We start from the raw sequence: 19267 nt of genomic DNA on the forward strand, positions 1-19267 counted from the left end.
CGAACCCACGATGAGTGCCCTGCCGGCGGGCGCTCCCAGCCCGGCCGGACAAGGATCGGGGACTCTGGATGACCAACGGACCATATATCGTCGGCCTGAGCCTGTTCGCGTTCATCGCCCTGATGGGCGCCGGCTTCGCGGCGGACCAGCCCTTCGCCCAGCACATGTGGGTGCTGTTCTTCATACTTGTCGGCGCGACCTTCGTGCTCATCCGTCGCGCCCGCTTCGCGCCCGCGCCGGCGGTCGATCCGTCCGCCTACATGGACGGGCCCGTCCGCTATGGCGCCATCGCCACTATGTTCTGGGGCGTGATCGGCTTCACGGTCGGCGTCGTCGTGGCGCTGCAGCTGGCCTTTCCCGACCTCAACATCGAGCCCTGGTTCAATTTCGGCCGCATGCGGCCGCTGCACACCTCGGCGGTGATCTTCGCCTTCGGCGGCAACGCGCTGATCGCCACCTCGTTCTATGTCGTGCAGCGCACCTCGCGCGCGCGCCTGTTCGGCGGCGATCTCGCCTGGTTCGTGTTCTGGGGCTACCAGCTTTTCATCGTGATGGCCGCCACCGGCTATCTGCTGGGCATCACCCAGAGCCGCGAATATGCGGAACCGGAATGGTATGTCGACATCTGGCTGACCATCGTGTGGGTGGCGTATCTGGCAGTGTTCCTCGGCACCATCCTGAAGCGCAAGGAACCGCATATCTACGTCGCCAACTGGTTCTACCTGGCCTTCATCGTCACCATCGCCATGCTGCACATCGTCAACAACCTAGCGGTGCCGACGTCCTTCGTCGGCTCGCACTCCTACTCGTTGTTCTCGGGCGTGCAGGATGCGCTGACCCAATGGTGGTACGGCCATAACGCGGTGGGCTTCTTCCTCACCGCCGGCTTCCTCGGCATGATGTACTACTTCGTGCCGAAGCAGGCCGGGCGTCCGGTCTATTCCTATCGCCTGTCGATCATTCACTTCTGGGCGCTGATCTTCCTCTACATCTGGGCCGGACCCCACCACCTGCACTACACCGCCCTGCCCGACTGGGCGCAGACGCTCGGCATGGTGTTCTCGGTGATGCTGTGGATGCCCTCCTGGGGCGGCATGATCAACGGCCTGATGACGCTGTCCGGCGCGTGGGACAAGATCCGCACCGATCCCGTCATCCGCATGATGGTCGCGGCCATCGCCTTCTACGGCATGGCCACCTTCGAAGGCCCGATGATGTCGATCAAGGCGGTCAACTCGCTGTCGCACTACACCGACTGGACCATCGGCCACGTCCACTCCGGCGCGCTGGGCTGGAACGGCCTGATCACCTTTGCCGCCATCTATTTCATGGTGCCGAGGCTGTGGGGCCGCGCGCGGCTCTACTCCGAGCGCCTGGTGGTGTGGCACTTCTGGCTGGCCATGATCGGCATCGTCGTCTACGCGGCCGTGATGTGGGTGTCGGGCATCATGCAGGGCCTGATGTGGCGCGAATACGACGAGCAGGGCTTCCTGGTCTATTCCTTCGCGGAAACCGTGGCGCCGATGTTCCCCTACTACCTCATGCGTGCGCTGGGCGGCCTGCTGTTCCTCAGCGGTGCGGTCATCATGGCCTACAACATCACCATGACCATCCTCGGCTATGAGCGCGAGGAGGAGCCGATCGGCGGCAAATCCGCCTCGTCCCGTCCCGCCATCGTGCCGGCCGAATAGGAGTTTCCCCGAATGGCTCTTCTGGACAAGCACAGGATCATCGAAAAGAACGCCACGCTTCTGCTGGTCGGGTCGCTTTTCGTGGTCTCGATCGGCGGCATCGTCGAGATCGCGCCGCTGTTCTATCTCGAGAACACCATCGAGAAGGTCGACGGCATGCGGCCCTATTCGCCGCTCGAACTGGCCGGGCGCAACATCTACATCCGGGAAGGCTGCTACACCTGCCACTCCCAGATGATCCGGCCGTTCCGCGACGAGGTGGAGCGCTATGGCCATTACAGCCTGGCGGCCGAGTCGATGTACGACCACCCCTTCCAATGGGGGTCGAAGCGCACCGGCCCGGACCTTGCCCGTGTCGGCGACCGCTACTCCAACGAATGGCATGTGCAGCACCTGGTCGAGCCGCGCTCGCTGGTGCCGGAATCGGTGATGCCGAGCTATGCCTTCCTGAAGGACAAGACGCTCGACATCCGCAACTTCGAAACGCATCTGGTCGCCAACCGGCGCGTCGGCGTGCCCTACACTGACGAGATGGTCGAGAACGCGGTGGCCGACCTTACCGCGCAGGCCGACCCGAACGCCGATACCTCCGGCGTCGAGGAACGCTATCCGAAGGCCAAGCTCGGCGATTTCGACGGCAATCCCAACCGCCTGACCGAAATGGACGCGCTGGTCGCCTATCTCCAGATGCTTGGAACGCTGGTCGACTTCTCGACCTATGACGAGCCGGAAGGCTCCCGATAGGAGGCGCAACGCGATGGAAACCTACACCTTCCTGCGCCACTTCGCCGATTCCTGGGGGCTGCTCGCCATGACGCTGTTCTTCATCGGCGTGGTGGTCTTCGCCTTCCGGCCAGGCAGCCGCGAGCAGGCCGACGAAGCCGCCCATATCCCGCTCAAGGACGACTGACATGAGCCACAAGGAAATCGACGAAATCAGTGGCGTCGCCACGACCGGCCATGAATGGGACGGCATCAAGGAGCTCGACAACCCGATGCCGCGCTGGTGGCTGTGGACCTTCTACGCCACCATCTTCTGGGCGCTGGTCTACACCATAGCCTATCCGGCATGGCCGCTGGTCAGTTCGGCCACCTCCGGCATGCTGGGCTGGTCTAGCCGCGCCGACCTGCGCACGGAACTGGCCTCGGCCGAAGTCGCCAAGGGCGATTTTGTCGCCGCCATCCAGAATGCCTCGGTGGAGGAAATCCTGGCCGACGACACGCTGCGCCAGTTCGCCATCTCGGCGGGGGCCGCCGCCTTCAAGGTCAACTGCGTCCAGTGCCATGGGTCGGGCGCGGCCGGCTCGCCCGGCTATCCGAACCTCAATGACGACGAATGGCTGTGGGGCGGTGCGCCGGAGGACATCCGCACCACCATCGCCCACGGCATCCGCTTCGCCGGCGACGACGACACGCGGGTTTCCGAAATGCCGGCCTTCAACGACATATTGAGCCGCGAGGAGCTCAACGATGTGGTCTCGCACGTGGTTGCCCTGTCGAGCGGCGGCGACCTGAGCGGTCCGGGGGCCGAGGTCTACGCCAACAATTGCGCCTCCTGCCATGGCGAGGACGGCAAGGGCGGGCTGGAGTTCGGCGCGCCGGACCTGACCGACGCCATCTGGCTCTACGGTTCCACTCCCGCCGACATCGCCGCCCAGGTGCGCCAGCCGCGCCATGGCGTCATGCCGGCCTGGGAGCCGCGCCTCGGTGAAACGACGGTCAAGGAACTGACGGTTTATGTCCATTCGCTCGGTGGGGGCCGTTGATACCAACCTTTCGGTCCCAACCCTGACGAGGGGCCGGGCGGATAGCCGGGGGGCCGGAGGGTCCGGCAGCGATGCCGGGCCCTCTGCCGCCCGCAGATGTCACTGTGCCGCACCCCGGGCTTGACCTAAATCAAGCCGCTCCGTCCTGGCCCGGGGCATTTGCTCGGCAGCGGTATCACGGTCAGGAGAAGAGCATGTCCGGCACAGTCGAGTTCGAGCGCCACGATGCCGAGGCGGTGAACTCTGCCAAGCTGCGCCAGCCGCTCTATGCCGCGCGCAAGAAGATATTCCCCAAGCGTGCCAGCGGCTCGTTCCGCAATTTCAAGTGGCTGGTGATGGCCGTCACCCTCGGCATCTATTACCTGACGCCGTGGATCCGCTGGGACCGTGGCCCCTATGCGCCGGACCAGGCGGTGCTGGTCGATATCGCCAACCGCCGCTTCTATTTCTTTTTCATCGAGATCTGGCCGCAGGAATTCTTCCTCGTTGCCGGCCTTCTGGTGATGGCAGGACTCGGGCTGTTCCTCATCACTTCCACGGTCGGGCGCGCCTGGTGCGGCTACACCTGCCCGCAGACGGTATGGGTGGACCTCTTCCTCGTCGTCGAGCGGGCCATCGAAGGCGACCGCAACGCCCGCATCAAGCTCGACCAGGGCCCATGGACGGCGCGCAAGGTCGCGCTGCGCATCGCCAAGCACGCGATCTGGATCGCCATCGCGGTGGCCACCGGCGGCGCCTGGATCTTCTATTTCGCCGACGCCCCTACCCTTCTGATGAACTTCGTCAGCGGGCGGGCGGCGCCCGTCGCCTACATCACCGTCGCCGTGCTGACGGCCACCACCTATGTGTTCGGCGGGCTGATGCGCGAGCAGGTGTGCACCTACATGTGCCCGTGGCCGCGCATCCAGGCGGCGATGCTGGACGAGCATTCGCTGACCGTCACCTACAACGACTGGCGTGGCGAACCCCGCACGCGCGGCACCAAGAAGGCGGCGGCGCTGGGCCTGGAGGCTGGCGACTGCGTGGATTGCAATGCCTGCGTGGTAGTCTGCCCGATGGGCATCGACATTCGCGACGGCCAGCAGCTCGAATGCATCACCTGCGCGCTGTGCATCGACGCCTGCGACAGCGTCATGGACAAGCTCGGCCGCGAGCGTGGGCTGATCTCCTATGCGACGCTGGCCGATTACAACGCCAATATGGCGGTGGCCACCGCCGACGGCGCCCACGGCATCCGCCCCTCGCTGGTGCGCGACGACAAGGGGCGGAGTTCCGACAAGGTGTCCCACTTCCACCTGAAGAAACTCTTCAGGCCCCGCACCTTCATCTATTTCGGCGGGTGGACGCTGATCGGCCTGCTCCTGGTCTACGGACTGATGACCCGCGACCGGCTGGAACTCAATGTGCTGCACGACCGCAACCCGCAATATGTGGTGCTTTCGGACGGCTCCATCCGTAACGGCTATACGATCAAGCTGCTCAACAAGATCCCCGAACAGCGCACCGTCACCGTCAGCCTCAGCGAGCTGCCGGGCGCCACGATGAGCGTGCTTGGCATCGACCACGAGGAAGGCGGATCGGTGACCGTGGCGCTGGAGCCGGACCGTGCCCGCTCGCTCAAGGTCTATGTGCGCCAGCCGCGCGAAGAGGCGAAGAACCCCGGCACGGCGCAGCGGCTCCTCTTTCATGTCGAGGACAAGTCAAGCCTTGACGCCGCCGACTATGTGACCAGCTTCGAGACGCCGGAGTGAAGCCCATGAAGAGCCAGACCAGCCCGCAATTCACCGGCCGCCATTTCCTCCTGATCATGGTGGCTTTCTTTGGCGTCATCATCTCCGTGAACGTCACCATGGCCGTCTACGCCAATACGAGCTGGACCGGCTTCGTGGTGCGCAACTCCCATGTTGCCGGGCTCGAGTTCAACAGGAAGTCGCGCGAGCATCGCGCACAGGCGGCGCTGGGCTGGAAATCGGCACTGTCCGGTGCTGGCGGCACGTTCCGCTTCACTCTCGTCGATGCCGAGGGCAATCCCGTCGCGCTGAAGGCCGGAACTGTCAGTTTCCGCCGCCCGGTGAGCGATGCCGAGGATGCCACCGTGACCATGGCGCCGGCATCCGGCGGCGCGCTCGATGCACCTTTGACGTTGCGCGACGGCGCCTGGATCGTCGAGATCGAGGCCGATGCCGGCCGCGACGCGCCCTGGCACGAAATCCACCGCTTTAGCGTCAAGGACGGAACGATCAGATGAGCTGCTGCGCGCCCGGAAGCGAGGAACTGGCCGCCACCTTGCGCGCCCTGCCCTCCGACGAGGAAGTCACCTTCGCCGCCCGCGACATGGGCGACGGCACGCGACAGGTGGAGCTTTCGGTTCCGGCCGTGCATTGCGCCGCCTGCATCCACGGCGTCGAGACCGCGCTCGCCAGGCTCGATACGGTCGAGCGGGCGCGTGTGAACCTGTCCACCAAGCGCGTCAGCGTGCGCTGGCGCGGCGACGAGCTGCCGCCCATCGTCCAGACGCTCGCCGACCTCGGCTATGCGCCCAATCTGTTCGACGATGCGCAGGACGGCAAGGACCCGGTGCTTTCCGAGCTGCTGCGCGCCGTCGCCGTTTCCGGCTTCGCCGCCGGCAACATCATGCTGCTGTCGGTTTCGGTGTGGTCGGGCGCGGAAGGCGCCACGCGCGACCTGTTCCACTGGGTTTCGGCGCTGATCGCGCTACCCGCGCTGGCGGTGGCCGGCGGCATCTACTACCGCTCGGCCTGGAGCGCGCTGCGCCAAGGGCGCATGAACATGGACGTGCCGATCGCCATCGGCATCACCATGGCCTATGCGCTGAGCATCTACGACACCTGGCATTCCGGCAGCCACGCCTATTTCGACGCCTCGGTGACGCTGCTGTTCTTCCTGCTCATCGGCCGCACCCTCGATCACGTGATGCGCAACAAGGCGCGCGCCGCCGTGGCGGGCCTTGCGCGGCTCAGCCCCCGCGGCGCGCTGGTGCTGTTCGACGACGGCACGCGCGACTATCGCCCGGTCGGCGAGGTGAAGCCCGGCATGCGTGTGCTGGTGGCGGCGGGCGAGCGCATACCGGTCGATGCGAAGATCGTGCAGGGCGCATCCGATCTCGACTGCTCGCTGGTCAACGGCGAGAGCGCGCCGCAACCCGTCGCCGTCGGAGCCGAGATCCAGGCCGGCACGCTCAACCTCACCGGTCCGCTGACACTGGAAGCGACCAAGCCGGCCTCTTCCTCCTTCCTTGCCGAAATGATGCGGCTGATGGAGGCGGCCGAAGGCGGACGCGCCCGCTATCGCCGCATCGCCGACCGCGTGTCGGCCATGTATGCGCCGGTGGTGCATCTGACGGCGCTCGTCACCTTCATCGGCTGGATGCTGGCCGGCGCCGACTGGCATCAGGCGATCACCATCGCCATTGCCGTGCTGATCATCACCTGCCCCTGCGCGCTCGGGCTTGCCGTGCCCATCGTGCAGGTGGTGGCGGCGCGTCGTCTGTTCGAGAACGGCATCATGGTCAAGGACGGCGCCGCCATGGAGCGCCTCGCGCAGGCCGACGCCGCCGTCTTCGACAAGACCGGCACGCTTACCCTCGGCCACCCGCGCCTGACCAATGTGCATGAGATCGCTCCGCGCCTGCTGGGCGTGGCCGCGTCCCTGGCCGCCCATTCGCGTCATCCGCTTTCGCGGGCGATCGCCGCGCAGGGCGGCGGCGCGCCCGCCCCTTCGTTCGACGAGGTGCGTGAGCTTCCGGGCTTCGGCATGGAGGCAAGCGCAGGCGACACGACCTGGCGGCTCGGCCGCGCCAACTGGGCGGCGGATGGTTCGCAAGAGAGCGGCACCGTGCTTTCCCGAAATGGCGGGATCGTCGCCCGTTTCGCCTTCGAGGACGAGACCCGCGCCGGCGCGCGTGCGACCATTGCCGCCCTCAAGGCGCATGTCGGTCCGGTGGAAATGCTGTCGGGCGATACCGAAGCGGCCTGCCGACGCGTGGCCGAAGAGCTTGGCATCGACGATTGGCGCGCTGCGCTGCTGCCGGCCGACAAGGTCGCCCGCATCGAGGAACTGTCGCGGCAGGGCCGCAAGGTGTTGATGGTCGGCGACGGGCTGAACGATGCCCCGGCGCTCGGCGCCGCCCATGTCTCGATGGCGCCGGCCACCGCCGCCGATATCGGCCGCAACGCCGCCGACTTCGTGTTCCTGCGCGAGAGCCTGTCGGCCGTCACCACCGCCATGGAGGTGGCGCGACGGGCCGGCCAGCTCATTCGCCAGAACATCGGCATCGCCATCGTCTACAATGTCATCGCCGTGCCGATCGCCATTCTGGGCTATGTCACGCCGCTGATCGCCGCCGTGGCCATGTCGGGTTCGTCGATCCTTGTCATCACCAATGCGCTGCGCCTGATGCGCGCGGCACGGGCCGGGTCATCGGCCCGGCCGGTGACGGAGCCCGTGACGGCATGAGCATCCTCATCTATCTCATTCCTGTGGCGCTTTTCCTGGGCGGGCTGAGCCTGCTCGGCTTCCTGTGGGCGCTGCGGAGCGGCCAGTACGAGGACCTCGACGGTGCGGCCCAGCGTATTCTGCTCGATCCCGAGGATGAGGATCGCAAGCAAGGCTGATTCGCTTCGGGCCTATGAAGCCGGCCGCGACACTTCACGCGGCGAGAGGCCGAACTGCCGGCGGAATGCCGTGGCGAAATTGGCCGGGCTGGCGTAGCCGGCAATGACGCTGGCCTGCTGCACGCTCGCCTCGCCCTTTTGCAGGGCTTCGAATGCCCTTTCCAGCCGCAGCCGCCTTACATATTCGAAGACCCCAAGGCCTTCGCCGAGGCGGAACAGCCGTTGCAGCCCGCTGGCACTGATGCCCGCCTCGCGTGCGATCGCTTCCACGCTCAACGGTGCGGCGGGGTCGGCGCGTATCAGGTCCCTGGCACGTTGCAGGCGCATCAGGTCGATACGCCCCAGCCCGCTGCTTTCTCCCCGATTTCGCTCGGCCCGCATGACGGCCGCAATCGTTTCGGCGACGATTTCGACCGCGCGACCTTCGAGATGAAGGCGGCGCAGTTCCGGCGTGAAGGCCGAGGGAACGGCGATCTGGCGCACTAGGTCGGCCGCGTGCGGGGTCAGGGTCCAGCGGTGATCGGCCAGATTGTCGCGCAGCAGGCCGGCCGCGAGGCTGCGTTCGCTGATCTCCTCGAGCCCCTGCACGTCGAGCCATTCGGGCGTGGCCGAGACTACGAGGTGGCGCACATGCTGCCGGCCGCGTGATGCCCGGCGGAAGCTTTCGCTGGTCGTGGTCATGATCGCCGCTCCGCTCAGGGCACCTTTCAGGCCGCCATGAAATTCGAAGCGCCTTCCGCCAAGCTCGATATCGACGGCGCCTTCCAGAAAAAAGATGCAGGAAAGGCCTTCGCTCAAGCTGGAGGTAACGGTGAAGGGACGCTCTTCCACGGCGTCGCTGACATGCAGGAAGAGCCCCTGCCGCAGCTCCTGGTGCAGGAATTCGCCGTTGATCAGCGTATCCTCCTGCGTAAGCCTGTCGTCGGAGCTGTCCACGCCGACGCCGTCCTTGTGCAGGAAGTCGGCGACGCGGATGCGCCGCGCCAGCGGGCGGGGTGCAGATGCCGGATTGACCGGCCGCCGATCAGTTTTGTCGTTGCGCAAAGGTTTCTGGTTGTCCTGCAAAGGTCCGCACGTTGCCACTTATGGCATGCTGCCATAATGACTATTTTAACTTGATATATGAAGTCAAGTTTATAGCAATCATCGCAGATACCGGAGCAGGGTCAACTATGCGCGACACAGGGGTTTCGCGGGTTTCGGGCATGGAACGCGCCGATTGGGCAAGCGGCGGCCGTGTCGCCTCATGGCGCCGCAGCGTGGCGGTCCTTCTTGCTTCGACTTTTATCTGCGGTGTTGCCGGGGTGCCGGCGCTTGCGCAGGAGGCTTCGGCCGACAGCCCCGTCGTCCTGGATACCGTCACGGTGGAGGGCGAGAGCCCGGTCGGCCCGGATCAGGGCATCGTGGCCAAGCGCAGCCGCGCCGCCTCCAAGACGGATACGTCGTTGCGCGAGACGCCGCAGGCAGTCAGCGTCGTCACCCGCGACCAGATGGATGTGCAGGGTGCCAATACGGTGGCCGAAGCGCTGCGCTATACGCCCGGCGTTCACCCCGACCCGAACGGGTATGACCTGCGTTATGACTGGCTCTATATCCGGGGCTTCAACAGCTACTCGATGATGTGGCTGGACGGCCTTGGCATGTTCGGCGATCCGAGCAACTACGCCACGCCGAGCATCAACTCCTATGCGCTGGAACGGGTCGAGGTCATCAAGGGGCCGGCTTCGGTCCTCTATGGCCGCACCGTTCCCGGCGGTCTCGTCAACATGGTGGGCAAGCGCCCGCAGACCACGGCGCATCGCGAGGCCAGCATCCAGACGAGCGGCTTCGGGGGTATTCAGGGCGCGGTCGACATGACCGGACCGCTGACCGAGGACGGCGACTGGAGCTATCGCTTCATCGGCCTTGCCAAGAACATGCACGGCCAGATCGATCACGAGCGCGACCGGCAGGTGATGTTGGCGCCAAGCCTCACCTGGAGCCCCGATACCGATACGTCGCTGACGCTCTACGGCTACTATCAGCACGATCGCCCGATCTTCAGCCCGCGCTTCTATCCCGCCGCAGGCACGCTGCTGCCCAATCCCGCCGGCGAGATTCCGCGGGACCTTTTCCTGGGCGAGCCGGATTCCGGCAGCTTCAAACGGGATTACTATCATCTCGGCTACGAGTTCGAGCACGCCTTCGACGACACCTGGACCGTGCGGCAGAACCTGCGCTACGGCCGTTCCGACCAGTATATGCATCTGGCGCTGGTCAATCCTGCTTTCGCCTTTGACGGTGCGCCGTCCGGCGAACTCAGCCGTGTCGCTGCCGTATCGGACGACCGGCTGACGAGCTTTTCGGTCGACAATCAGGCCGAGGCCCGCTTCCGCACCGGTGCCCTGGACCACACGGTTCTTTTCGGCCTGGACTATATGCACGGCGTGTCCGACACCAATTTCGGCAATTCGGCCTTCGGTGACCCGGTGCCGCCGCCGCTCGACTTCCGCGATCCCGTCTACGGTTATCCGGTGCCGATGCCCGCCTACCAGAATTCCGGCCTGCAGAAGCTCGACCAGACCGGCCTCTATGTGCAGGATCAGGTTCGTTACGACCGCTGGGTGGGAACGTTCGGCCTGCGCTACGATCTGTCGTCCATCGACAGCACGAATCGCATGAAGCCCGGCAACCCGACGGTCGCGACGAAGGACGAGGAACTGACCGGGCGCGTCGGCCTCGCCTATCTGTTCGACAACGGTCTCACGCCCTATGCCAGCTACTCGACCGCCTTCCTGCCCAATCTCGGCACGGACAAGGACGGCAACCCGTTCAAGGCGCAGACGGCGGAGCAGTTCGAGGTGGGTGTCAAATACGAGCCGGTGGACGCGCGTGGCATGATTGCCCTGTCGCTCTACCAGCTTACGCTGGAAAACGCCCTGATACCCGACCCGGATGATCCACGACCCACCCGTCCCACCAACTATGTGCAGGGCGGCAAGCAGCGTGTGCGCGGTGTGGAGATCGAGGGCCGCTACGAACTGACGCCGCAGCTCGACATCCTCGCCGCCTATGCCTATTCCGACTCGGAGGTGCTGACGACCAACAACCCGGTGTCGCTCGGCCGCGAAATGCTTCGCCTGCCGGAGCATCAGGGTATGCTGTGGGTCACCTACAGGCCGGATTTCGTGCCGGGGCTTTCCGTGGGAGCCGGCGTGCGCGCCATGTCGTCCTACCAGACCGACAGCACCTATCTGGACGAGTTGCGCATTCCCGCCCGCACGCTGGTGGACATTGGCGCCGAATATGATTTCGGGGCGCTGGACAAGGAATTCGAGGGCACCAAGCTCAGGGTCAATGTCACCAATCTGTTCGACAAGAAATATGTCACGCATTGCCTCAATAATACCGGCGGAAGCTGCAACTACGGTGCGGGACGCGCGATCACGGCCAATCTGAAATACACATGGTGACGTCTTTCATCCGGATGGCAGGAAAGGCCGGTCGCCTGTGGTGGGCCGGCCTGTTCCTGCTGTGCCTTGCCGCCGCCGTGGCGGGTGGCATGGGCACCGCACGCGCCGATATCGTCATGACCGACGCCGCCGGGCGCGAGGTGCGCCTCACTGCGCCCGCCCGCCGCATCGTCACCAACGAAAGCCTGCTGCTCCTGTCGCTGGGCCTGATCGATCCCGATCCGGTGGCGAGGCTGGCGGGGTGGGCCGCGCCGCGCCGTTTCGATGCCGGCATGTATGAGAGCTTCCGGCGGAAATTCCCGCAGATCGACGATGTGCCCATAGTCGGCTCCGTTACGCCGGCCAACGCGTCGGCGGAGGCGGTCCTGGGCGCCGGGCCCGACCTGTTCGTCGTCAGCATCTGGGATCAGGGATGGGACAGCACGGTCGAGCGGCTGGCGGCGGCCGGGGTGCCGACGCTTTTCCTGGACGGCCCGGCCAACGCCTCGCGCGGGCCCGGCGAAGCCACCGCCTTTTCCATGCGCCTGCTGGGACAGGCCATCGGCCGTGAGGCGGAAGCGTCCGGCTTCGCGGAGTTCGTTCTTTCCCGCTACGCCCATGTCGTCGAGCGGCTCGGCCAGGTTACGGACCGGCCGGACCTGCTGGTCGATGCCCATGCAGGGGTAAGCTGTTGCGCCACGCCGGGCGCGGACAACCGCCTGACCCAGCTCGTCGAGCTGGCCGGCGGCCACAGCATCGGCGCCGGGCTCGTCCCGGGCTATGACGGGCAACTCAGTCTCGAATATGTGCTCGAGACCGATCCCCGCGTCTATGTCGCCACGGGCGGGCCGCATCTCGCGCGCCAGGGCGGCCTTGTCGTCGGCGGGGGTATCAGTGACAAGGCCGCGCGCGAGTCGCTGCGCGGTGCAGTGGGGCGCAATCATCTCGACAGCCTCACGGCGGTGCGCGAAGGGCGCGCCTACGGTATTTCGCATCAGCTTTCCATCTCGGCGATCAGCGTGCTGATGCTGGAGTGCCTGGCGAAATGGCTGCATCCGGACCTGTTCGCCGACCTCGATCCTGCCGACACGCTGGCGCAAATCAACCGCAACTTCATGGCCGCGCCGCTCGAAGGCACATTCTGGGTCGGGCTGGAAGATGGTGCCGATGGACAGTTGCAAGGAAAGGAGCCGGGCCGATGAAGAGGTTCGTCGCCAGCGCGCTTGTGGAGCTTGAAGACGCCGAAGCCGTGCTCGATGCCTTGTGCGAGCACATGGTCGAGCACGGGGCACAGGTGGAGGCGGATACCGGCGGGCGCATCCTGAACTTTCGCGGCACCCGCGCGCGCTTCTCCCGCTCCGGCGGTTCGACGCAGGTCGACGCGGATGCGGCCAGTCTCGAGGATCTCTATTTCCTGCGCCTTACGGTGGCGTCGCATATCGTCGAGTTTGCGGGGCCGGGCATCCCTCCCATCGTCTGGCAGGGGGATGGCCAGGATCTGGTGCATCCTCCCAATTTCCGCATATTGGAGGTTTTGGCGGTGCGCGATGTGACGCCGCATATGCGCCGCATCACCTTTACCGGCTCGGATATCGCCCGCTTCGATACGCTTGGCGATCTGCATCTCAATGTGCTGTGCCAGCATGCAGGCCGCAGCGAACCGCAATGGCCGACGGTGGGTCCCGACGGGCTGATCCGGTGGGAGGACGAGGCCAGCCGCCCCCAGTTCCGCAAATATACGGTCAGGTCGATCGACAAGGTTGCGGGGACGCTCGACATCGATTTCGTGCTGCATGCCGATGCCGGGCCGGGTTCCGCACTGGCGGAACGGGTGCAGCCGGGCGAACGGGTGGGGGTGATCGGCCCCGGCGGCGGCGGCCTGCGGCCGGCCGGGTGGTATCTCCTTGCCGGTGACGAAACGGCGCTGCCGGCCATCGGGCGCATGCTCGAACATCTGCCGCAGGATGCGCGGGGCAAGGCCCTGATCGAGGTTGCGGACGAAGCGGAAAAGCAGGCGCTACGGCACCCGCCGCAAATCGAGGTGGAGTGGTTGCTGCGCGACGGGGCGGCCGCCGGCACCACGACGCTGCTTGCCGATGCGGTGCGAGCCGTGCCCTTCCCGCAAGATGGGGCCTCGCCCTATGTCTGGGCTGGATGCGAATTCGAGGCCTTCCGCTCGATCCGTGCCTATCTGCGCAAGGAGCGCGGCCTCGGCAAGGACGAGCATCTGGTCGTCTCCTACTGGCGCCGCGAAGCCCCCGGCACCTGAGGGCCGCGGATGCTCCGGCCGGCCTTCGCGGTTCAGCTCTCGCCCCCTCGTCTGCCGGCGGCCAGAAGCCGGGCATAGACCTCGCCGACGATGCCGCGGCGGAAGATCAGCACACAGACCATGAAGATCAGGCCGGTGGCGATGGTGACGGGGAAATCCGAGGTCGCCAGCGAGTTCTGCAGGCCGACGACCAGACCGGCGCCGATGATGGGGCCGACCATGGTGCCGATGCCGCCGAGCAGTGTCATCAGGATCACCTCGCCCGACATCTGCCAAGCCACGTCGGTCAGCGTCGCGAACTGGAAGACGATGGCCTTCAGCGCGCCGGCCAGTCCCGACAGCGCCGCCGACATGACGAAGGCCGCCAGCTTGTAGTTGGCCACGGTGTAGCCCAGCGAGGTGGCGCGGTTCTCGTTTTCGCGGATCGAGCGCAGGATCATGCCGAAGGGCGAGTTGACGATGCGCCAGATGGCGAACACGCCGAGCAGGAACACCGCCAGCACGAAATAGTAGACGTTGAGTGGCGTATGCAGGTTGACGAGGCCGAACAGCATGCCGCGCGGCACGCCCTGGATGCCGTCCTCGCCTCCGGTGAACGGCGCCTGCACGCAGAAGAAGAAGAACATCTGCGCCAGCGCCAGCGTGATCATAGCGAAATAGATGCCTTGTCGCCGTATGGCGAAGAACCCCATGACGAGGCCGAGCACGGCCGCACCGGCGACACCGACCAATATGCCGACCTCCGGCGGCAGGCCCCAGACCTTGACGGCATGGGCGGTGAAATAGGCCGCCCCCCCGAAGAAGGCGGCATGGCCGAAGGACAGCAGCCCGGTATAGCCGAGCAAAAGGTTGAAGGCGCAGGCGAACAGCGCGAAGCACAGCATCTTCATCATGAAGATCGGGTAGATGAAGAAGGGGGCCGCGATCAGCCCGGCTATGCCGACGGCGATCAGCAGCCATTCCAGCTTGCCCGAGGTCTTGGCGCGCGCTTCTCTGAGGGTCATCTCGGCCATGGTCAGGCGTCCTTTCCGAACAGGCCGGCCGGGCGAACCAGAAGCACGATGGCCATGATGACGAAGATCACGATGTTGGAGGCTTCCGGGTAGAAGACCTTGGTCAGGCCCTCGGCGAGCCCCAGCATGTAGCCGGTGACGATGGCGCCCATGATGGAACCCATGCCGCCCACGACCACCACCGCGAACACCACGATGATCAGGTTCGAGCCCATCAGCGGGCTGACTTGGTAGACCGGCGCGGCAAGGATGCCGGCCAGCCCGGCCAGCGCCGAGCCGAGCCCGTAGGTCAGCGTCAGGAGCAGCGGCACGTTGACGCCGAAGGCCTGCACCAGCCGCGGGTTCTCCGTCGCGGCGCGCAGATAGGCGCCGAGCCGCGTCTTCTCGATGGCGAACCATGTGCCGAGGCACACGGCCAGCGAGGCGATCACCACCCAGCCGCGGTAGTTGGGCAGGAACATGAAGCCGAGATTGGTGCCGCCGGCAAGCAGCGGTGGCACCGAATAGGGGTTGCCGGAAACGCCGTAGAGGTAGCGGAACACGCCCTCGATCACCAGGGCGAGCCCGAAGGTGAACAGCAGTCCGTAGAGAGGGTCGATGTTGTAGAGCCGGGACAGGGCCAGCCGCTCGATGACGATGCCGATGATGCCGACGATCGCCGGCGCGATGATCAATGCCGGCCAGTAGCCGATGCCGAAATGGACGAGCAGCAGGTAGCCGATGAAGGCGCCCAGCATGTATTGCGCGCCGTGGGCGAAATTGATGACGCGCAGCAGGCCGAAGATGATGGCGAGGCCGAGGCTCAGCATCGCATAGAAGGAGCCGTTGATGAGGCCGACCAGCAACTGGCCAAGGAACGCCTGAACGGGAATGCCGAATATGGTCGTCATGTCGCCCTCATACGCCCAGCACCTCGTGGAGCTGCTCCATCCGGCCGGACAGTTCGCCGACCGGGAAGCCGCCCACCACCTTGCCGTGCTCCATCAGGTAGAAGCGGTCGGCGATGCGGCTGGCGAAACGGAAATTCTGCTCGACCAGCAGGATGGTCATGCCGCGTTTCTTCAGCGTGGCGAGAAGATCGCCGATGCGCTGGACGATGACCGGCGCCAGCCCCTCGGTCGGCTCGTCGAGCAGCAGCATCTTCACGCCCGTGCGCAGCATGCGCGCGATGGCCAGCATCTGCTGCTCGCCGCCGGAGAGCTTGGTGCCCTGGCTGTTGCGGCGTTCCTTGAGGTTGGGGAACAGGTCGAAGATTTCCTCCACGCTCATGCCGCCGGGAGCCACCACCGGCGGCAGCAGCAGGTTCTCGTCCACGGTCAGCGTGGCGAAGATGCCGCGCTCTTCCGGCACATAGCCCAGGCCCGCATGCGCCGTCCGGTGCAGCGGCATGCGCATCAGGTCCTGGCCGGCGAAGGAAATTTCGCCGGTGCGCTTGCGGATCAGGCCCATGATGGCGCGCAAGGTGGTGGTCTTGCCGACGCCGTTGCGGCCAAGCAGCGTCACCGTCTCGCCCTCGAAGACCTCGAGATCGACGCCGTGCAGCGCATGGCTTTCGCCGTACCAGGCGTTGAGGCCACGAACCGACAGAAGCGGCGCCTCACTCATGTTCCGTCCCCATATAGGCGGTCCTGACCCGCTCGTCGCGGCTGACGCTGGTGTAGTCGCCGGCAGCGAGAATCTCGCCGCGTTGCAGCACGGTGATCCAGTCGCACAGGTCCGCCACCACGGCCAGATTGTGCTCGACCATCAGCACGGCGCGATCGCCGGCCACGGAGCGGATGATGCCGGAAACCATGCCGACGTCCTCGTGACCCATGCCGGCCATCGGCTCGTCCAGCAAAAGCACCTTGGGGTCGAGCGCCAGCGTGGTGGCGATCTCCAGCACGCGCTTGCGGCCATAGGAAAGATCGCCGGCCAGCTTGTGGCGCACGTCTTCCAGCCCGACCGCGGCCAGCAGTTCCTCCGCTCGCGGGGTCAGCCGGTCGAGCGCCGAAAGAGGCCGCCAGAACTGCACGGCAAGGCCGTTCGGGCGTTGCAGCGCCACGCGTACATTGTCGAGCACGCTGAGGAAGGGGAAGATGGCCGAAATCTGGAACGAGCGCACCAGCCCCATGCGCGCCACCTTCGCCGCCGGCATGTTGGTGATGTCCTGTCCCAGCAGCTCGATGGTGCCGGCGGTCGGTTGCAGGAACTTGGTCAGCAGGTTGAAGACGGTGGTCTTGCCGGCCCCGTTGGGGCCGATCAGGGCATGTATCTTGCCATGATGGATGTCGAGGTCGACATTGTTGACGGCAACGAAACCGGCAAAATCACGACGCAGGCCGCGGGCGCTCAGCACCACCCGCGGCTGCTCCGGGCCGGCTGTGGCAGCAGGAGCCGCCATGCCTGCCGCGACCGTCACTGGGTGACCAGCGGACAGCCGCTTTCGGCCGGCTTGATGTAGGCCTCGTCACCGGGGACCGCCGCCAGCACCTTGAAGTAGTCCCATTCCTTGGTGCTTTCGGCCGGCTTCTTGACTTCCATCAGATAGACATCGGAGACCAGCCGCCCGTTCGGCGTGACCTTGCCGCCACGCGCGAAAACGTCCTCGACCGGCATTTCGTGCATCAGCTTGGCCACGGCTTCCGTCTCGTCGGTGCCGGCCTTGTCGATGGCCTTGAGATATTGCAGCACGCCGGAATAGGTTCCGGCCTGGATCATGTTGGGCATGCGGCCGGTCTTGTCGAAATAGCGCTGGGCGAATTCACGCGATTCATCGTCGCGGTCCCAGTAGAAGCTTTCCGTCAGCGTCAGCCCCTGCGCGGCCTCAAGCCCGAGGCCGTGCACCTCGGCAAGGGTGAACAGAAGCGCCGCCATGCGCTGGCCGCCGGCGACGATGCCGAATTCCGCCGCCTGCTTGATGGCGTTGGCGGTGTCGAGCCCGGCATTGGCGAGGCCGACGACCTTGGCGCCGGACGCCTGCGCCTGCAGCAGGAAGGAGGAATAGTCGGTCGTGGCGAGCGGATGGCGCACCGCGCCGAGAACCTGCCCGCCCTGCGACTTGACGAAATTCGCGGTCTGCTCCTCCAGCGAATAGCCGAAGGCATAGTCCGCCGTCAGAAAGAACCAGGTGTCGCCGCCCTGCTTGACCAGCGCGCCGCCGGTGCCCACGGCCAGCGCGTGGGTGTCATAGGCCCAGTGGAAGCCGTAGGGCGAGCAGGCCTTGCCGGTCAGCTCGGTGGTGGCGGCGCCGGTGACCAGATCGATCTTCTTCTTTTCAGCCGAGATGCCCTGCACGGCCAGCGCCACGGAAGACGTCGTCAGTTCCATGATCGCGTCGACCTGTTCGGTGTCGTACCATTGCCGGGCGATGTTGGAGGCGATGTCAGGCTTGTTCTGATGGTCGGCGCTGATGATTTCGATCGGGGCGCCCTGCAGCGTGCCGCCGAAGTCCTCGACAGCCATCTTCGCGGCCTCGACCGACCATTTGCCGCCGAAATCGGCGTAGACGCCCGACTGATCGTTGAGAATGCCGATCTTGACCTTGCCGTCGGACAGTTCGGCCGCCGTTGCGGGAATCGCAGTGGCAGCCACCAGTGCCGCCGAAATCAGGGACAGAAGCTTCACGTAGTTACCTCCCATTTGGCCGCCTTCTCGAAGGGACGGCTGATCCATATGCCATGAACACTGGTCGCCTACGCTCGATGTGGTCGCGGCAGTCGCCTCCTCTCACATGCTCGACCGACGGAATCCGCGCCATGGCGGCCATGTCGTAAATGCTTGCGCGGGGATGCTAACACCGTTGTCGGTTCGGGAGAAAGCAGAGTTCGTCTAAGACGATAGTCGTATTGGGTACCGGCGGGCCAACGGCCGCCATATGAAACTTTTGGCGAACAAGCTTGATTTGCCGGTCCCCTGCGCCACCTTATATCAGCAAGATGATATATAATAACCGAAGATACGTTCCCGTGCAGGAAGCCGACGGAAGCTGGACGGCGTGGGATACCGTGACGGAAGCAATTGCCACCCTGGGCGGTCAGGTTCTCGACCATCGGCCGAGATACCGGATAGAAGCGGCCTGCGCCGTCCTCAATCGCATCGAAGCCCAGAACTCGGCCGGCACCGGCTAGCGGCGTGCCGAGCGCCGTTTTTTGCAGATGCGGCCTCATCACCGGCTGCTTGGGCGGGATCACCTGGCGTTGCGCGACTGCGACGGGAACTCGATGACCTTCGCAGCCGGCCGCGCGTGCTCCGCCGCCGCCACTGCCTCGATCAGGAGGTCCAGCGCTTCGCGTGCCTTGCGGCAGGTGTCGTCATTGCCGCCGAGATAGTGGTAGGCGCGTTCAAGATGCAGGCGGGCGGCCGATAGATCTCGTGTCAAACTGCTCTCCATCAATGCCCGCCTGTCCGTTCATCTCACGGGCATGCCAAAAGAGAGCAAAAATCCACCGCTGCCTTTGAATCAAATGCAACCGAACCGGTTC

19 protein-coding genes are annotated in these 19267 nt (G+C 65.5%); 12 read left to right on the plus strand and 7 right to left on the minus strand.

Going from position 1 to position 19267, the window contains the following annotated elements:
* Positions 1–68: 68 nt before the first annotated feature.
* The 8 genes from ccoN to ccoS all read left to right on the plus strand — a co-directional run bounded on the left by ccoN (position 69) and on the right by ccoS (position 8091).
* On the plus strand, positions 69–1691 hold the full coding sequence (ccoN, locus tag ACVCNR_RS23550) for a cytochrome-c oxidase, cbb3-type subunit I (protein ID WP_354196248.1): 1623 nt from the start codon (positions 69–71) through the stop codon (positions 1689–1691).
* 12 nt (positions 1692–1703) lie between these two features.
* Positions 1704–2435, plus strand: a complete 732-nt coding sequence (ccoO, locus tag ACVCNR_RS23555) for a cytochrome-c oxidase, cbb3-type subunit II (protein WP_354196250.1) — start codon at positions 1704–1706, stop codon at positions 2433–2435.
* 13 nt (positions 2436–2448) lie between these two features.
* The gene (locus ACVCNR_RS23560; RefSeq protein ID WP_354196252.1) at positions 2449–2601 is read left to right on the plus strand and encodes a cbb3-type cytochrome c oxidase subunit 3; all 153 of its coding nucleotides are present in this window, start codon (positions 2449–2451) and stop codon (positions 2599–2601) included.
* 1 nt (position 2602) lies between these two features.
* Positions 2603–3457 carry a cytochrome-c oxidase, cbb3-type subunit III gene (gene ccoP, locus ACVCNR_RS23565; protein WP_354196254.1) on the plus strand — a complete coding sequence of 285 codons (855 nt, stop codon included), beginning with the start codon at positions 2603–2605 and terminating at the stop codon, positions 3455–3457.
* Positions 3458–3651: 194 nt separating this feature from the next.
* Positions 3652–5208: a cytochrome c oxidase accessory protein CcoG gene (ccoG, locus tag ACVCNR_RS23570; protein ID WP_354196256.1), complete on the plus strand. Its 1557-nt coding sequence runs from the start codon at positions 3652–3654 to the stop codon at positions 5206–5208.
* A gap of 5 nt (positions 5209–5213) precedes the next feature.
* Positions 5214–5705, plus strand: a complete 492-nt coding sequence (locus tag ACVCNR_RS23575; RefSeq protein WP_354196258.1) for a FixH family protein — start codon at positions 5214–5216, stop codon at positions 5703–5705.
* The gene (locus ACVCNR_RS23580; RefSeq protein WP_447076747.1) at positions 5702–7933 is read left to right on the plus strand and encodes a cation-translocating P-type ATPase; all 2232 of its coding nucleotides are present in this window, start codon (positions 5702–5704) and stop codon (positions 7931–7933) included. The genes ACVCNR_RS23575 and ACVCNR_RS23580 overlap by 4 nt, the downstream gene beginning before the upstream one ends.
* A complete protein-coding gene (ccoS, locus tag ACVCNR_RS23585) occupies positions 7930–8091 on the plus strand; it encodes a cbb3-type cytochrome oxidase assembly protein CcoS (RefSeq protein ID WP_354196262.1) in 162 nt (53 codons plus the stop codon). Before ACVCNR_RS23580 ends, ccoS begins: the two co-directional genes overlap by 4 nt.
* A gap of 12 nt (positions 8092–8103) precedes the next feature.
* Here the strand turns inward: ccoS and ACVCNR_RS23590 are convergent, their stop codons facing one another.
* Entirely contained in the window at positions 8104–9135 is a 1032-nt protein-coding gene (locus ACVCNR_RS23590) for an AraC family transcriptional regulator (protein WP_354196264.1), read from the minus strand.
* A 128-nt stretch (positions 9136–9263) separates the two neighbouring features.
* Between ACVCNR_RS23590 and ACVCNR_RS23595 the strand changes: the two genes are divergently transcribed.
* Genes ACVCNR_RS23595 through ACVCNR_RS23605 form a run of 3 tightly spaced genes read left to right on the plus strand, consistent with a single transcriptional unit; the run spans position 9264 to position 13791 of the window.
* Positions 9264–11543 carry a TonB-dependent siderophore receptor gene (locus ACVCNR_RS23595; protein WP_447076748.1) on the plus strand — a complete coding sequence of 760 codons (2280 nt, stop codon included), beginning with the start codon at positions 9264–9266 and terminating at the stop codon, positions 11541–11543.
* Positions 11537–12724 (plus strand): ABC transporter substrate-binding protein, encoded by a 1188-nt coding sequence (locus tag ACVCNR_RS23600; protein ID WP_354196268.1) that lies wholly within the window; start codon positions 11537–11539, stop codon positions 12722–12724. The genes ACVCNR_RS23595 and ACVCNR_RS23600 overlap by 7 nt, the downstream gene beginning before the upstream one ends.
* Complete coding sequence (locus ACVCNR_RS23605) at positions 12721–13791, plus strand: DUF2218 domain-containing protein (protein WP_447076749.1); 1071 nt, start codon at positions 12721–12723, stop codon at positions 13789–13791. The genes ACVCNR_RS23600 and ACVCNR_RS23605 overlap by 4 nt, the downstream gene beginning before the upstream one ends.
* A gap of 32 nt (positions 13792–13823) precedes the next feature.
* Here the strand turns inward: ACVCNR_RS23605 and ACVCNR_RS23610 are convergent, their stop codons facing one another.
* Genes ACVCNR_RS23610 through ACVCNR_RS23630 form a run of 5 tightly spaced genes read right to left on the minus strand, consistent with a single transcriptional unit; the run spans position 13824 to position 18410 of the window.
* Complete coding sequence (locus ACVCNR_RS23610) at positions 13824–14804, minus strand: branched-chain amino acid ABC transporter permease (RefSeq protein ID WP_354196272.1); 981 nt, start codon at positions 14802–14804, stop codon at positions 13824–13826.
* A gap of 2 nt (positions 14805–14806) precedes the next feature.
* A complete protein-coding gene (locus tag ACVCNR_RS23615) occupies positions 14807–15694 on the minus strand; it encodes a branched-chain amino acid ABC transporter permease (RefSeq protein ID WP_354196274.1) in 888 nt (295 codons plus the stop codon).
* Between the two features lie 7 nt (positions 15695–15701).
* Positions 15702–16409 (minus strand): ABC transporter ATP-binding protein, encoded by a 708-nt coding sequence (locus ACVCNR_RS23620; RefSeq protein WP_354196276.1) that lies wholly within the window; start codon positions 16407–16409, stop codon positions 15702–15704.
* On the minus strand, positions 16402–17187 hold the full coding sequence (locus tag ACVCNR_RS23625) for an ABC transporter ATP-binding protein (RefSeq protein WP_354196278.1): 786 nt from the start codon (positions 17185–17187) through the stop codon (positions 16402–16404). Before ACVCNR_RS23625 ends, ACVCNR_RS23620 begins: the two co-directional genes overlap by 8 nt.
* A gap of 14 nt (positions 17188–17201) precedes the next feature.
* The gene (locus ACVCNR_RS23630; RefSeq protein WP_447076750.1) at positions 17202–18410 is read right to left on the minus strand and encodes an ABC transporter substrate-binding protein; all 1209 of its coding nucleotides are present in this window, start codon (positions 18408–18410) and stop codon (positions 17202–17204) included.
* A gap of 341 nt (positions 18411–18751) precedes the next feature.
* Here ACVCNR_RS23630 and ACVCNR_RS23635 point away from each other — a divergent pair, with 341 nt between their 5' ends.
* A complete protein-coding gene (locus ACVCNR_RS23635) occupies positions 18752–18913 on the plus strand; it encodes a hypothetical protein (RefSeq protein WP_354196282.1) in 162 nt (53 codons plus the stop codon).
* A gap of 59 nt (positions 18914–18972) precedes the next feature.
* On the opposite strand, the gene ACVCNR_RS23640 is transcribed toward ACVCNR_RS23635, so the two are convergent.
* Entirely contained in the window at positions 18973–19164 is a 192-nt protein-coding gene (locus ACVCNR_RS23640; RefSeq protein ID WP_354196284.1) for a hypothetical protein, read from the minus strand.
* Positions 19165–19267: the final 103 nt, after the last annotated feature.

It is taken from the genome of Aquamicrobium terrae, assembly GCF_052978165.1.

Coding starts and splice junctions, on each gene's coding strand:
- ccoN (WP_354196248.1), top strand. CDS start 69: ATGACCAACGGACCATATATCGTCGGCCTGAGCCTGTTCGCGTTCATC.
- ccoO (WP_354196250.1), top strand. CDS start 1,704: ATGGCTCTTCTGGACAAGCACAGGATCATCGAAAAGAACGCCACGCTT.
- ACVCNR_RS23560 (WP_354196252.1), top strand. CDS start 2,449: ATGGAAACCTACACCTTCCTGCGCCACTTCGCCGATTCCTGGGGGCTG.
- ccoP (WP_354196254.1), top strand. CDS start 2,603: ATGAGCCACAAGGAAATCGACGAAATCAGTGGCGTCGCCACGACCGGC.
- ccoG (WP_354196256.1), top strand. CDS start 3,652: ATGTCCGGCACAGTCGAGTTCGAGCGCCACGATGCCGAGGCGGTGAAC.
- ACVCNR_RS23575 (WP_354196258.1), top strand. CDS start 5,214: ATGAAGAGCCAGACCAGCCCGCAATTCACCGGCCGCCATTTCCTCCTG.
- ACVCNR_RS23580 (WP_447076747.1), top strand. CDS start 5,702: ATGAGCTGCTGCGCGCCCGGAAGCGAGGAACTGGCCGCCACCTTGCGC.
- ccoS (WP_354196262.1), top strand. CDS start 7,930: ATGAGCATCCTCATCTATCTCATTCCTGTGGCGCTTTTCCTGGGCGGG.
- ACVCNR_RS23595 (WP_447076748.1), top strand. CDS start 9,264: ATGCGCGACACAGGGGTTTCGCGGGTTTCGGGCATGGAACGCGCCGAT.
- ACVCNR_RS23600 (WP_354196268.1), top strand. CDS start 11,537: ATGGTGACGTCTTTCATCCGGATGGCAGGAAAGGCCGGTCGCCTGTGG.
- ACVCNR_RS23605 (WP_447076749.1), top strand. CDS start 12,721: ATGAAGAGGTTCGTCGCCAGCGCGCTTGTGGAGCTTGAAGACGCCGAA.
- ACVCNR_RS23610 (WP_354196272.1), bottom strand. CDS start 14,804: ATGGCCGAGATGACCCTCAGAGAAGCGCGCGCCAAGACCTCGGGCAAG.
- ACVCNR_RS23615 (WP_354196274.1), bottom strand. CDS start 15,694: ATGACGACCATATTCGGCATTCCCGTTCAGGCGTTCCTTGGCCAGTTG.
- ACVCNR_RS23620 (WP_354196276.1), bottom strand. CDS start 16,409: ATGAGTGAGGCGCCGCTTCTGTCGGTTCGTGGCCTCAACGCCTGGTAC.
- ACVCNR_RS23625 (WP_354196278.1), bottom strand. CDS start 17,187: ATGGCGGCTCCTGCTGCCACAGCCGGCCCGGAGCAGCCGCGGGTGGTG.